The sequence below is a fragment of the Pseudomonas sp. SJZ080 genome, assembly GCF_007828295.1.
Taxonomy (GTDB): Bacteria; Pseudomonadota; Gammaproteobacteria; order Pseudomonadales; family Pseudomonadaceae; genus Aquipseudomonas; species Aquipseudomonas migulae_A.
This window is the reverse complement of the sequence record NZ_VIUK01000026.1, coordinates 57,366-71,231: the sequence shown is the minus strand read 5'-3', so window position 1 is coordinate 71,231 and position 13,866 is coordinate 57,366. Positions and strand designations below refer to the sequence as shown.

The window sequence follows — 13,866 nt, the reverse complement described above, 5'->3', positions numbered from 1 at the left end:
CATCGCCAGATCAAGCCGGCTCCTACAGGGGGGATGGTGTTGTTTTTTAGAGCACCGGCAACGTCTTGTCCTTGATCACCGTCGTCGGACCGTTGGCCTTCACACTCGCGATGCCTTTGTCCCGCGCGGCATCAGAGGAATAGGTTTCGCTGTTGCCGATAATCTCGTGGTTGCCGGCCTTGAGGTTGAAGTACGGCTGACCGTCCTTGGTGGTCTTTTTCTCGTAGCGTTCATCCAGCGGGCTGTTCTTCTGCACCGAGGCTATGCCGCCTTCGGCAGCGCTGCGGGTGGTGTAGTGCTCGCTGGTCAGAATGGTTTCGGCATTCGCCGCTTTCAGCACGAAGCGAAACTGGCCGTTGCTGGTTTTGCTTAACTCATACCATCCAGACATGCTCTTTCTCCTTGGCGATTGAGAGGTTTCGCGCTTCAGAGTAAAGACCAGCCCTGTATTTTTGTCGCCTGTACGGACACCTTCGCGAGAAAGCCCGCTCCCACATTTGGAATGCGATCAAATGTGAGCGTGGGCTTGCTCGCGAAGATGGCAACACGGCTTGTGCTACTTCGCAGCCGCCCGTACCACCGACAACTCCGGCGCCTGCACCCGCCGCTGACTCAAATACCGCGTACAACTCACCCGCAAAAACGAAGCAAAATTCACCACTTCCCCACGGTAATCCATCACCTCTTCATACAGCTTGGCGATCAACTGGTTGGTGGTCATGCCGTCGACCCCGGCGATTTCGCTGAGGATGTCCCAGAACTGATTCTCCAGGCGCAGAGTGGTGACCACCCCGCAGATGCGCAGCGAGCGGGAGCGCGATTCGTAGAGAATCGGGTCGGCTTTGACGTAGAGCTCGCACATGGAATCGTCCCTCGTTACAGCGTGATTTTGGTGCCCAGCAAGCCGAGGAAACCGGCGAGCCAGCTCGGGTGGGCCGGCCAGGCCGGAGCAGTGGCCAGATTGCCTTGAACGTGACCTTGCGTCACCGGGATATCGATGAACGTGCCGCCCGCCAGGCGCACTTCCGGCGCGCAGGCCGGATAAGCGCTGCACTCGCGGCCTTCAAGAACGCCTGCCGCTGCCAGCAATTGCGCACCGTGACACACGGCGGCGATCGGCTTGCCGGCCTTGTCGAAGGCGCGCACCAGGTCCAGGACTTTTTCGTTCAGGCGCAGGTACTCCGGCGCCCGACCACCGGGGATCAACAGCGCGTCGTAGTCGGCTTCGGCAACCTTGGTGAAATCGAAGTTCAGGGCAAACAGGTGGCCGGGTTTTTCACTGTAGGTCTGGTCGCCTTCGAAGTCATGGATCGCCGTGCGCACGGTCTGGCCAGCGGATTTGTCCGGGCAGACGGCATGCACCGTGTGACCGACCATCAGCAGTGCCTGGAACGGCACCATCACTTCATAGTCTTCGACGTAATCGCCGACCAGCATCAGGATTTTCTTGGCAGCCATGGGGAGGACTCCTCTGGGAAATACGTAAGAGTATTCAAGGTAGTCCTTAATCTGCGTGACAGGTAATACCGGACTACTACACCGATTAACTGTAGGAGCTGCCGAAGGCTCGGGCCGCGTTCGGACGATCTTTTGATCCTGGAATGGAGCACATCGGATTTGTGGCGCGGCGGATGAAAAGATCGCAGCCTTCGGCAACTCCTACGTTGCGAGCATTACTCGCAACTGTACGGATAACTCTGCGCTTAGCTGTAGCACCGCAGCCTGCCTGCTTTATGGCTAGATGAAGACACTTTCCCATCATCCTCGATTCCGGTCCCCCATCATGTCCACCCGCGAAAACACCGGCATGGCCCTCGGCCTGCTCGGCGTCGTCATCTTCAGCCTCACCCTGCCCTTCACACGAATTGTCGTGCAGGAACTCCATCCGCTGCTCAACGGCTTGGGCCGTGCGCTGTTCGCGGCGATTCCGGCGGCGATATTGTTGCTGTGGCGCCGGGAAAAATGGCCGACCTGGAAACAGATCAAAGGCCTGACGCTGGTGATCGCCGGGGTGATCCTCGGCTTCCCGGTTTTATCTGCTTGGGCGATGCAGACCTTGCCCGCGTCCCACGGCGCTTTGGTCAACGGCCTGCAACCGCTTTGCGTGGCGTTGTACGCCGCATGGTTGTCCCACGAACGACCGTCGAAAGCCTTCTGGGCCTGTGCCGCGCTGGGCAGTGCGCTGGTGCTGGGTTACGCGCTGATCAGCGGCGCCGGCAGCATTCAGGCCGGTGATTTGCTGATGCTCGGCGCGATTGCCGTGGGCGGCCTGGGTTATGCCGAGGGCGGTCGCCTGGCCAAGGAGATGGGCGGCTGGCAGGTGATCTGCTGGGCGCTGGTGCTGTCGACGCCGCTGTTGATCGGGCCCGTGGTGTACCTGGCACTGCAACATCAGGGCGAGATTTCGGCCAAGACCTGGTGGGCGTTTGGTTACGTCTCGCTGTTCTCGCAGTTCATTGGATTCTTTGCCTGGTACGCCGGCTTGGCGATGGGCGGCATCGCCCGGGTCAGTCAGATCCAGCTGTTGCAGATCTTCTTCACCATCGCGTTCTCGGCGTTGTTCTTTGGTGAACATATCGAGCCGATCACCTGGCTGTTTGCTGCCGGGGTGATTGTGACGGTGATGCTGGGCCGCAAAACCGCGGTCAAACCGGCCCGCATTGCAACGGCATGACCTTGGTCAATCCCGACCCCATTGCCACTGCATCACTCTGTAGGAGCCGGCTTGCTGGCGATGGCGTCACTGCGGTGCATCTGACCGACCGCGGTGATGCCATCGCCAGCAAGCCGCCTCCTACAGGTAATTGTCGGCTCGGAGCAGGGTTTCGAGGCAGTGCTCGGTAATCTGATAGAAATCCTTCAGCTCCTGAATCTTCACCAACAACTGAGCCGGGTCCACCGGCTCGGCACGTTTGACCGCCAGGATCATCTTGTTCTTGTTGGTGTGGTCCAGTGAGATGAACTCGAACACCTTGGTTTCATAACCGCAGGCTTCAAGGAACAACGCACGCAAACTGTCGGTGACCATTTCCGCTTGCTGCCCCAGATGCAGACCGTATTGCAGCATCGGCTTGAGCAGCGCCGGGCTCTGGATTTGCAGGCGGATCTGCTTGTGGCAGCACGGCGAGCACATGATGATCGAGGCGCCGGAACGAATGCCGGTGTGGATCGCATAGTCCGTGGCAATGTCGCAGGCGTGCAGCGCGATCATCACGTCCAGCTCGCTCGGCGCCACGCTGCGCACGTCACCGCACTTGAACACCAGGCCCGGATGTTCCAGCTTCGCGGCAGCGGCGTTGCACAGGGTGACCATGTCTTCACGCAGCTCGACGCCGGTCACTTCGCCTTCGGCGTTCAAGGTATTGCGCAGGTAATCGTGGATCGCGAACGTCAGGTAGCCCTTGCCCGAACCGAAATCCGCGACCCGCACCGGTTTGTCCAGCGCCAGCGGCGAAGTGGTCAGCGCATGGCTGAAAACTTCGATGAACTTGTTGATCTGCTTCCACTTGCGCGACATCGCCGGGATCAGCTCGTGCTTGCTGTTCGTCACACCAAGGTCGGCGAGGAACGGACGACTCAGGTCGAGGAAGCGATTCTTCTCACGGTTGTGCTCCGCGGACGGTACCTCACGCAATTGCTGAGGTTTGCTCTTGAACAGCGAAGACTTGCCCTTTTTGCTGTATTCGAGCTGGGCTTCATCGGTCAGCGACAACAAATGCGCATTCTTGAACGAGGCCGGCAACAACGCGGCGATGGTCGCCACGCCCTCGGCCAGCGGCAGGTTCTTGGTGATGTCGCGGGTCTTGTAGCGGTAGACGAAGGACAGGCAAGGCTGATCCTTGACAGTCAGTTGCTTGATGATCAGCCGCTGCAGATCCGCTTCGGTGCCAACGTACTTGGCCAGCACCAGCTTGATGAAGGCGTTGGCGTCGAGGCTGGCTTGCATCAGGTCGATGAACTGGGCGTGGTGATCCGGCGCGAGGCTGGCGGGAGTGGCGGTGACGGACATGAAAAAAACGGCCTCGGGCGGAGCGAATCGGGAATGGCGGGTATTTTAGGGGGGATGGCCGTTCGGGACACGCAGTTATTTACCGAACGGTGCAAATCCTCAGGCAAGCCGAGCGCCCTGTGTTTACCGATAGGTGCGAACCCTCAGACAAGCCGAGCTCTCTGCGACGAGGGGACTTGTCCCCGTTGGGTCGCGAAGCGGCCCCCTGCATTCTTTCAGTTACACCGTGCAAACTGGATATGCGACCGCTTCGCAGCCGAACGGGGACAAGTCCCCTCGCCACAAAAGCCCTCTCACCCACAGAAGGTGTATCAACCCAGAAGGTTGAATCAGCCCAGCACCACCAACCGATTCGGCAACTCATTCCTCACGTGCGTTACCGGCACGTGCACCTTGAGCAACTCGCCGCACGCTTCAACACACGTCACAAACCCCTGCAACGTCTGCCCCTGTTTCACCTGCTGGGTGAACGCCGCAACAATCGCGTCCCAGTTCTTGTTGTCCAGCCGCTTGGAAATCCCTTCGTCCACCAGAATTTCCACATAACGCTCGGCCTCGCAGACGAAAATCAGCATGCCGGTGCTGCCCACGGTGTGGTGCAGGTTCTGCTCCAGAAACTGCCGACGCGCCAGGTTCGAGGCGCGCCAGTGACGCACCGAGCGCGGGATCAGGTGCGTGGTGACTTTGGGAATGCGGAACACCAGGCACAACACGATGAAGGTGCCCCATTGCACCAGCAACAAGCTGTGCATGGTCAGCCAGCCAGTCAGGTAGTGCACGACACCCGGCACCACCAGCGCCAGCAAACTGGCCCACAGCAGCGGGATGTACGCATAGTCGTCGGCGCGGGCTGCGAGCACGGTCACCAGTTCGGCGTCGGTGTCGCGTTCGACCCGGGCGATTGCCTCGGCGACTTTGCGTTGTTCGTGTTCAGTCAGTAGTGCCATGTTTAAAAGTGCCCGCTCGCCATTGTTATTATCTGAAGGGTGTTCACCAGCCGCCCGAAGAACCGCCGCCCCCGAAACTGCCCCCGCCGCCGCTGAAGCCACCACCTCCACCGCCGCCGCCAAAACCGCCACTGGAACCACCCGAGCCACCTCGGCCCGCCGGCAGAATCCCGAACATCTGCAACACAAATATCGTCAGGATGAACAGCAACACCAGGAACACAAACACCCCGGGATGCCGCGAAACGAAGTCACTCTCCTGATTGCCGCCGGAGTCGTACACCGTCGACGGTTCATCCAGCGGACTGCCGCCCAACACCACCAGCATCGCCGCGACCCCGTCGCTGATGCCCTTGCTGAAGTTGCCGGTCTTGAATGCCGGAGTGATCACCTGGTTGATGATCACCGAACTCTGCGCATCGGTCAGGCGATCTTCCAGGCCATAACCGACTTCGATCCGCAACCTGCGCTCATCGCGAGCGACGATCAACAGCGCGCCGTTGTTCTTGTCCTTCTGCCCGATGCCCCAGTGGCGACCGAGCTGATAGCCGAAGTCTGCAATGTCGGTGCCCTGCAGGTCCGGCAACGTCACCACCACCAATTGTTCACCGGTGGCTTTTTCATGGGCGTTGAGCTGTTGCGTCAACTGCTCGCGCACCGAGGGTTCGATCATTTGGGCGTTATCCACCACCCGCCCGGTCAGCTCCGGAAATTTCAGCTCGGCCCGGGCTGTCAGGGCAAACACCCAGAGCAACAGCACCAGGCCCACTTTCAACACGCGCATTGGCAACCTCATCCGTGTACCAGCATCAACACGTTTGTTCCTACAGGGTGATCAGAACTTCACTTCAGGCGCTTTTTCGGCGCCGGGGCTGGTAGCTTCGAAGGTTTCACGGATCGGCAGATCGCTGTACATCACGGTGTGCCACAAGCGCCCCGGGAAAGTACGGATTTCGGTGTTGTACTTCTGCACCGCGAGGATGAAATCACGACGCGCCACCGCGATGCGATTCTCGGTGCCTTCCAGCTGCGATTGCAACGCCAGGAAATTCTGGTTGGCCTTGAGGTCCGGATAGCGCTCAGAGACCACCATCAAACGACTCAAGGCACCGGTCAGTTGATCCTGCGCTTGCTGGAACTGTTTGAGCTTCTCGGGATCGTCGAGGGTGTTGGCATCCACCTGGATCGAAGTGGCCTTGGCCCGCGCTTCGATCACCGCGGTCAGGGTTTCTTCTTCGTGTTTGGCATAGCCTTTGACGGTTTCCACCAGATTGGGGATCAGGTCGGCGCGGCGCTGGTACTGGTTCTGCACCTGGCCCCAGGCTGCCTTGGCCTGTTCGTCAAGGGTCGGAATATTGTTGATGCCGCAACCGGCCAGCAACGTGGTCAGCAACATCAAGGCTGCGACGTGCAGGCTTGACCGAGTGTGGTGTCGTACATTCATCTGGTTTGACGCTCCCTTCAATTCCGTTGAAAAACAACCAGCGACCTTCTGGACCGCCTCTTGGGGCATAATCTGCCGCCGCCACTGGATTGCATCGAGCCAATGGGCTAAAAGATGCCCCAGCGCAAAAAACACGCAGAAGTGTGCTGCATTTACCTGAACAACAATAGTCGCTCCCTAAATTTTGGCTGACCGGCGCGTATTCACTGCCGTTTAGGCTTTAGAGAAAACCATTCATGAAGAAGCTGTGTTTGCTGGGCCTGTTCGTCAGCCTGGCCAGTCATACCGTATTGGCCGCCACGACGCCCGCACCTCTGGAGAACAAGGACGCTTTCATCAGCAACCTGATGAAGCAGATGACCCTCGATGAAAAGATCGGCCAGTTGCGCCTGATCAGCATCGGCCCGGAAATGCCCCGGGAGCTGATCCGCAAGGAAATCGCCGCCGGTAACATCGGCGGTACGTTCAACTCGATCACTCGCCCGGAAAACCGTCCGATGCAGGACGCGGCGATGCGCAGCCGGTTGAAGATCCCGATGTTCTTCGCCTATGACGTGATCCACGGCCACCGCACCATTTTCCCGATCCCGATTGCGCTGGCGTCGAGCTGGGACATGGACGCCATTGGCCTGTCCGGGCGCATCGCCGCCAAGGAAGCCGCAGCAGACAGCCTGGACATCACCTTCGCGCCGATGGTCGACATCTCCCGCGACCCGCGTTGGGGCCGCACCTCCGAAGGTTTCGGCGAAGACACCTATCTGGTGTCGCGCATCGCCGGCGTGATGGTCAAGGCTTTCCAGGGGACTGGCGCGAACGCGGCCGACAGCATCATGGCCAGCGTCAAGCACTTTGCCTTGTACGGCGCGGTCGAGGGCGGTCGCGACTACAACGTCGTCGACATGAGCCCGGTCAAGATGTACCAGGACTACCTGCCGCCGTACCGCGCCGCGATTGACGCCGGTGCTGGCGGCGTCATGGTTGCGTTGAACTCGATCAACGGCGTACCGGCCACGGCCAACACCTGGCTGATGAATGACCTGCTGCGCAAGGAATGGGGCTTCAAGGGCCTGGCGGTCAGCGACCACGGGGCGATTTTCGAGCTGATCAAGCACGGCGTTGCCGCTGATGGTCGCGAAGCCGCGAAGCTGGCGATCAAGGCCGGCATCGACATGAGCATGAACGACACCCTGTACGGCAAAGAACTGCCGGGTCTGCTGAAGGCCGGCGAAATCGAGCAAAGCGACATCGACAATGCCGTGCGCGAAGTGCTCGGCGCCAAGTACGACATGGGCCTGTTCAAGGACCCGTACCTGCGCATCGGCAAGGCTGAAGATGATCCGGCCGACACTTACGCCGAGAGCCGCCTGCACCGCGCCGAAGCCCGCGACGTTGCGCGCCGCAGCCTGGTGTTGCTGAAGAACCAGGGCGAAACCCTGCCGCTGAAGAAAACCGCGAAGATCATGCTGGTCGGCCCATTGGCCAAGGCACCGATCGACATGATGGGCAGTTGGGCCGCCGCCGGCAGACCTGCGCAATCGGTGACGCTGTTCGACGGCATGACCAGCGCACTCGGCGCGCAATCGACGCTGATCTACGCCCGTGGCGCCAACATCACCAGCGACAAGAAGGTGCTGGATTACCTGAATTTCCTTAACTTCGACGCCCCGGAAGTGGTGGACGATCCGCGTTCGGCGCAAGTGCTGATCGACGAAGCGGTGAAGGCCGCCAAGGATGCCGATGTGGTGGTGGCCGCGGTGGGCGAGTCCCGTGGCATGTCCCACGAATCGTCGAGCCGCACTGACCTGAACATCCCTTCCAACCAGCGCGACCTGATCAAGGCGCTGAAAGCTACCGGCAAACCGCTGGTGCTGGTGTTGATGAACGGCCGTCCGCTGTCGATTCTCGAAGAGAAAGACCAGGCCGACGCGATTCTGGAAACCTGGTTCAGCGGCACCGAAGGCGGCAACGCCATCGCCGACGTGCTGTTCGGCGACTACAACCCGTCGGGCAAACTGCCGATCACCTTCCCGCGTTCGGTGGGCCAGATTCCGACCTACTACAACCACCTGAGCATTGGCCGGCCGTTCACGCCTGGCAAACCGGGCAACTACACCTCGCAGTACTTCGATGACACCACCGGCCCCCTGTTCCCGTTCGGCTTCGGTCTGAGCTACACCGATTTCAGCCTGACCGACATGGCGTTGTCCTCGACCACGCTGAACAAGACCGGCAAGCTCGACGCCAGCGTCACGGTGAAAAACACCGGCAAGCGTGACGGCGAAACCGTGGTGCAGTTGTACATCCAAGACGTGACCGGCTCGATGATCCGGCCGCTGAAGGAATTGAAGAACTTCCAGAAAATCATGCTCAAGGCCGGCGAACAGAAAGTCGTGCACTTCACCATCACCGAAGATGACCTGAAGTTCTTCAATGCCCAGCTCAAGTACGCGGCGGAGCCAGGCAAGTTCAACGTGCAGATCGGCCTGGATTCCCAGGATGTGACGCAGCAGAGTTTTGAACTGCTGTAACACCGCGCCCCCCCCTGTAGGAGCCGGCTTGCTGGCGAAGGCATCTCCCCGGTCTGTCAGATACACCGCGGTGATGCCATCGCCAGCAAGCCGGCTCCTACAAGGGATGTGTCGATAAAAAAATCACGATCCAACTTCGATTCACTGTGGGAACTGGCTCAAGTACGCAGCGGAGCCAGGCAAGTTCAACGTGCAGATCGGCCTGGATTCCCAGGATGTGACGCAGCAGAGTTTTGAACTGCTGTAACACCGCGCGCCCCCTGTAGGAGCCGGCTTGCTGGCGAAGGCATCCCCTCGGTCTGTCGGATACACCGCGGTGATGCCATCGCCAGCAAGCCGGCTCCTACAAGGGATGTGTCGATGAAAAAATCACGACCCAACTTCGATTCACTGTGGGAGTTGGCTTGCCGGCGATGACTATCCGCGTCGATCCAGCAGATTCACCACCAGCCGATCCACCCATCCCCAAACCCTTTGCTTGACCCGTCGCCACAGCGGCCGGCGTTGCCATGCCTCCAGGCTCACCTCCTGGCTCAACGCAAAGTCCTGCTCGAAACTCGCCACCACCGCCCGCGTCAACCCGGGGTCCAGTGCTTCGAGGTTGGCTTCCAGATTGAAACGCAAATTCCAGTGATCGAAGTTGCACGAACCAATGCTCACCCAGTCATCGACCAGGACCATTTTCAGGTGCAGGAAACACGGTTGGTATTCGAAGATCTTCACCCCGGTCTTGAGCAATCGCGGGTAGTAGCGGTGCCCCGCGTAGCGCACCGACGGGTGATCGGTGCGCGGCCCGGTCAACAACAGTCGCACATCGACGCCTCGGCCAGCAGCCCGTCGCAATGAGCGGCGAACTTTCCAGGTCGGCAGAAAGTACGGCGTGGCCAACCAGATTCGCTTTTGTCCGCTGTTCAGTGCACGAACCAGCGATTGCAGGATGTCGCGGTGCTGACGGGCGTCGGCATACGCCACGCGGCCCATGCCCTCGCCCATCGGTGGCACACGCGGCAATCGCGGCAGGCCGAAATGCGAGGCCGGTTTCCAGGCCCGCCGATGACGGTTGGCGATCCACTGGCGGTCGAACAGCAACTGCCAGTCGATGACCAGGGGGCCGGTGATCTCCACCATCACTTCGTGCCATTCGCTGGTGTCTTGACCCGGCGTCCAGAACTCATCGGTGACACCGGTGCCACCGACCACCGCCATGCTCTGGTCGACTAGCAACAGCTTTCGATGATCGCGATAGAAATTGCCGACCCAGCGTCGCCAGCTCAGGCGATTGTAGAAACGCAGCTCCACGCCCGCCGCCATCAGCCGCTGACGCAAGGTCAGGGTAAACGCGAGGCTGCCGTAATCATCGAACAGGCAGCGCACCCGCACGCCGCGCTCGGCGGCCTGGACCAATGCCTGAACCATGGCTTCGGCGCAGGCGCCCGCCTCCACCAGATACAGTTCCAGTTCGACCTGCTCTTCGGCACGGGCAATCGCGACCAACATGCGCGGGAAAAACTGCGGACCGTCGATCAGCAGCTCGAAGCTGTTGCCTTCACGCCAGGGAAAAATCGCGCCGGCCATGTCAGCGCGCCGTGAAAATCAGTACCGCACCCACCGGCACCGACAGACTGATCGCCGACAAACCGGCGAGCTTGCGCAAACTGTCCAGCCCTGGCGCCAGGTCGAAATCCGCGGCATTGATCACCAGCGGTTCGAGCGTCACCACCTGAAAGCGCCGGTCATCGAGACGGGTCGCCAACAGCTCGGCGTTGTAGTCGTGTTGTTTGCCATGGAGGTTGACGGTCACCGGCAGGCGCAATTCGAGTTGCGCGCCGGACGCGAGGTCGTTGATCGGACGCAAATCAATCTGCGCGGTGATCAGGGCTTCAGGGAAGGTCTGGATCTCGAACAATTCCTTGCGCATGCGTTCGTCACGCAAGGGGATGCCGCTGTTCACCGAATCCAGCTCGACTTCCACCTCGGCCAGGCCTTTGGGACTGACCTTGCCGTGCAGCACCAGAAAGCGCTGCACTTCGGAAATGTTGGCGTTTTTGGTGCTGACGAACGACAGCCGCGAAGACTCGCCGTCCAGGTACCAATTGGCCTGAGCCGATAATGTGGCGCCGGCCAGCAGCACAAAGGCCAGGGTTTTGATAAGGAACCGCTTGAACATAAAGACTCGTGCTGAAAATAAACGTGCACGAACCTTAACCGCCCGCGAGCGCATTGCAAACCTTGAAGATCAAACACTGCCCCTGTAGGAGCACGGCTTGCCGGCGATGGCGCTGCCGAGATCGCCATCGCCTGCAAGCCGGCTCCTACGGATTTTCGGTGTGATCAAGATTGAAGCTTCACGCCAAACCTGCAGGAGCCGGCTTGCGGGCGATGGCAGTATCGGGACCACCGCCCGTTCAGGGAGTCAGGCGGCAACCTTGGCGTTCACCGATCCACATGGCGCTGTTGCTGCGGCCCATGCCGCTGACCATCACCTGTTTGCTGACGGGATCATCGGTAAAGGCGCTGAAAGGCAGCCACTGCTTCACATAACCACGGCAATACCCGGCGTCATTGTTCATCACATACCGGCACGAGCAATATTCCTTGGCGGTGTAGGCGCTGATGATGTCCGGAAACGCCCACAGCGCCACGCGCTCTTGCCAGATCCAGCCGAGCAAGGCGATCAACAGGATCAACCACAGCGTGCTGAACGGTCGGCGGCGGACAAAAGAGCGGCGATTCATGGCTGCACCTTCCCGGTGAAGGCCATGCGCGCGCGTTTGAGCAGTTCGTTGTGTCGATAGCTGCCGTCGCGGTCATCACCGTAGCGCACGATCACCAGATGTTCACTGGGAATCACGTACATCGCCTGGCCCCAATGCCCGAGTGCGGCGAAGGTGTCGGCGGGTGCATCGGGCCAGGGTTGTGCGGCGCTATCCGCCGCGCGGTTGAGCCACCAATGACCGCCCGGTACCGCCTCGTCCTGATTTGCCCGATAGCGGTCGAAAGGTTGGCGGTTGAAGGCGACCCAATCCTTGGGCAGCAATTGACGGTCGCCCCAACGACCGTCGCGGGCCATCAACAGGCCGACTCGCGCCAGATCCCGCGCGGTGAGATAGGCATATGACGAGGCGACGAAGGTGCCCGTGGCGTCGGTTTCCCAAACCGCGTGGCGAATGCCCAAAGGCTCGAACAGCGCTGTCCATGGAAAATCGGGATACCGTGCCGGGCCGACGATGTTTTTCAGCGCGGCGGCCAGCAGATTGCTGTCGCCGCTGGAATACCGAAAGGCCTGACCGGGCTGCGCATATTCGGCGTGATCGCTGGTGAATGCGGCCATGTCGTGATGACCTCGGGTGTAAAGCATCGCCACCACCGAGGAGTTCAACGGGGCGTATTCGTAGTCTTCCTGCCAGTCCAGGCCGGAAGCCCAATGCAGCAGATCGGCCATAGTGATCGCGGGGTGTGTTTGGAGCGGTGGGTAGAATTTCAGCACCGGGTCCTGAAGCTTGAACAGTCCTTCGCCATAGGCCACGCCAAGGACCGCGGCCATGAGGCTTTTGCTGATTGACCAGGTCAGGTGCGGCGTGTCGGCAGTGGTCGGGCCGGCGTAGCGTTCGTAAATCAACTGACCGTCGCGGATCACCAGCAAGGCATCGGTGCGGATACCTTTTCGGGTGCTCTCGTCGCGGGGTGGGAAGGCGTAGGTTTCCAAAGCTTGAATGGCCGGGCCGCTGAGGGTCGGGCCGGTGGACCATTGCTCGGCGGGCCAGTTTTCGGCGTGGGCAGTGAGGCTGAGCAGCAGCATGAACAGCAGGGAAAAGCCTTTGAACATGGTGGGGGCCCGGAGAGTTGAACCTGCTGAGCCTAGTCGAGGTTGATGACAGTTTTGGAAGTTGTGTTTCTATTGAAGCCGCCATCGCGGGCAAGCCCGCTCCCACAGGGGAATTCATTTCAAAAGGTGGGAGCGGGCTTGCCCGCGATGAGGCCAGTCAACTCAGCGAAGATCCGGCAAGTGCCTTGGCCAACCGCTTCGCCCTGGCCCCCGCCGCCAGATCCATCACCGACTGATCCCGCTGCCACATCGCCGCCCATTCCGGCGGGCCATCGGCCAATGCCTGATTCACCTCGACCTTCAACCCGTCAAACTGTGCAAACAACCCGCCCAGCAGCACATGCCCGGCCAAATTGTTCGGCGCCTGCCGGCTGACTTCCGCGCACCCGGCCAACAGCGCCAGCAAACGCAATGACAAGCCCTGCGGCCAGTCACTGTCCTGACCGACCCCATACAGCCACGCCGTCATGGCGCTCAGCACATAGACATCTTCCAGCGTCCTGAACGGTTTGACGTACGCGTCCCAGCCATCCCCCGCCAGCAACTCACACAAGGCATTGTCGAGAAACAGCCGACCGTGGCTGATGTCCGGCATGAGCGGGATCGCCGGAAGTTTTTCCACCCGTACACCCGGTTCGCCGGGATAGACCACGGCCAGGCTCAGGCGCGGATCGTCGCCGGGTACCTCACTGCGGGCGGCGATCAACAGCCAGTCCGCGGCATCGCCGGCGGTGACGAAATCCTTGCGCCCGCTCAGGCGCAGGTCGGTCAGACGTGTCTGCATGTCCGCCACCCGCAGGCTGCGCTGTTCGGTCGCGCACAACGCGCCAAGGCTCGGCGGCGCACTCGGCCAGAGCATGCGCAACGCCGCCTGATAGCCCACCAGAAAGGCCAGCCCCGGTGTCGCCATCAGGCGTCCACCCACCACCGCCAATTCAAACGGCGTGACCGTGCCCACTTGCTGCAACAAGGTCGCGAAACCCTCTGCCAGGTCCGGGTTGGCGGGCAAGCGATCGCGACGTTTCAACAGGTTTTGCCAAGTCATAAGAGGCTCCTCGTGGGCTGTCATATAAGCATCACCAAAGCTTAATGGCGATGACACCGGGGCTACA

14 protein-coding genes are annotated in these 13,866 nt (G+C 60.5%); 2 read left to right on the top strand and 12 right to left on the bottom strand.

What is annotated here, in order from left to right; translation table 11 throughout:
* Positions 1-46: 46 nt before the first annotated feature.
* The 3 genes from FBY04_RS26595 to FBY04_RS26585 form a co-directional block, all read right to left on the bottom strand.
* Complete coding sequence (locus FBY04_RS26595; RefSeq protein WP_084323758.1) at positions 47-391, bottom strand: YegP family protein; 345 nt, start codon at positions 389-391, stop codon at positions 47-49.
* 165 nt (positions 392-556) lie between these two features.
* Positions 557-862 carry a ribbon-helix-helix domain-containing protein gene (locus FBY04_RS26590; protein WP_084323757.1) on the bottom strand — a complete coding sequence of 102 codons (306 nt, stop codon included), beginning with the start codon at positions 860-862 and terminating at the stop codon, positions 557-559.
* A 14-nt stretch (positions 863-876) separates the two neighbouring features.
* Positions 877-1,458 carry a DJ-1/PfpI family protein gene (locus FBY04_RS26585; RefSeq protein ID WP_145318082.1) on the bottom strand — a complete coding sequence of 194 codons (582 nt, stop codon included), beginning with the start codon at positions 1,456-1,458 and terminating at the stop codon, positions 877-879.
* Between the two features lie 325 nt (positions 1,459-1,783).
* Between FBY04_RS26585 and FBY04_RS26580 the strand changes: the two genes are divergently transcribed.
* Positions 1,784-2,674, top strand: a complete 891-nt coding sequence (locus FBY04_RS26580) for a DMT family transporter (RefSeq protein WP_145318079.1) — start codon at positions 1,784-1,786, stop codon at positions 2,672-2,674.
* A gap of 120 nt (positions 2,675-2,794) precedes the next feature.
* On the opposite strand, the gene FBY04_RS26575 is transcribed toward FBY04_RS26580, so the two are convergent.
* The 4 genes from FBY04_RS26575 to FBY04_RS26560 form a co-directional block, all read right to left on the bottom strand.
* Positions 2,795-4,009 carry an SAM-dependent methyltransferase gene (locus FBY04_RS26575; protein WP_145318076.1) on the bottom strand — a complete coding sequence of 405 codons (1,215 nt, stop codon included), beginning with the start codon at positions 4,007-4,009 and terminating at the stop codon, positions 2,795-2,797.
* A gap of 329 nt (positions 4,010-4,338) precedes the next feature.
* Entirely contained in the window at positions 4,339-4,956 is a 618-nt protein-coding gene (locus FBY04_RS26570; RefSeq protein ID WP_084323753.1) for a TPM domain-containing protein, read from the bottom strand.
* Between the two features lie 43 nt (positions 4,957-4,999).
* Positions 5,000-5,740 carry a YgcG family protein gene (locus tag FBY04_RS26565; protein ID WP_145318074.1) on the bottom strand — a complete coding sequence of 247 codons (741 nt, stop codon included), beginning with the start codon at positions 5,738-5,740 and terminating at the stop codon, positions 5,000-5,002.
* 51 nt (positions 5,741-5,791) lie between these two features.
* Positions 5,792-6,400 (bottom strand): LemA family protein, encoded by a 609-nt coding sequence (locus FBY04_RS26560; protein WP_084323751.1) that lies wholly within the window; start codon positions 6,398-6,400, stop codon positions 5,792-5,794.
* Positions 6,401-6,636: 236 nt separating this feature from the next.
* Here FBY04_RS26560 and bglX point away from each other — a divergent pair, with 236 nt between their 5' ends.
* The gene (gene bglX, locus FBY04_RS26555; protein ID WP_145318071.1) at positions 6,637-8,928 is read left to right on the top strand and encodes a beta-glucosidase BglX; all 2,292 of its coding nucleotides are present in this window, start codon (positions 6,637-6,639) and stop codon (positions 8,926-8,928) included.
* A 417-nt stretch (positions 8,929-9,345) separates the two neighbouring features.
* On the opposite strand, the gene FBY04_RS26550 is transcribed toward bglX, so the two are convergent.
* From FBY04_RS26550 to FBY04_RS26530, 5 genes are all read right to left on the bottom strand, one after another.
* The gene (locus FBY04_RS26550) at positions 9,346-10,503 is read right to left on the bottom strand and encodes a phosphatidylserine/phosphatidylglycerophosphate/cardiolipin synthase family protein (RefSeq protein ID WP_084321724.1); all 1,158 of its coding nucleotides are present in this window, start codon (positions 10,501-10,503) and stop codon (positions 9,346-9,348) included.
* Between the two features lies 1 nt (position 10,504).
* Positions 10,505-11,095 (bottom strand): YceI family protein, encoded by a 591-nt coding sequence (locus FBY04_RS26545; protein ID WP_084321725.1) that lies wholly within the window; start codon positions 11,093-11,095, stop codon positions 10,505-10,507.
* Between the two features lie 238 nt (positions 11,096-11,333).
* On the bottom strand, positions 11,334-11,663 hold the full coding sequence (locus FBY04_RS26540) for an amidase (RefSeq protein WP_145318068.1): 330 nt from the start codon (positions 11,661-11,663) through the stop codon (positions 11,334-11,336).
* Positions 11,660-12,754 carry a serine hydrolase gene (locus tag FBY04_RS26535; RefSeq protein WP_145318065.1) on the bottom strand — a complete coding sequence of 365 codons (1,095 nt, stop codon included), beginning with the start codon at positions 12,752-12,754 and terminating at the stop codon, positions 11,660-11,662. Before FBY04_RS26535 ends, FBY04_RS26540 begins: the two co-directional genes overlap by 4 nt.
* Before the next feature lie 157 nt (positions 12,755-12,911).
* Positions 12,912-13,799, bottom strand: a complete 888-nt coding sequence (locus FBY04_RS26530; RefSeq protein WP_145318062.1) for an acyl-CoA dehydrogenase family protein — start codon at positions 13,797-13,799, stop codon at positions 12,912-12,914.
* Positions 13,800-13,866 lie beyond the last annotated feature (67 nt).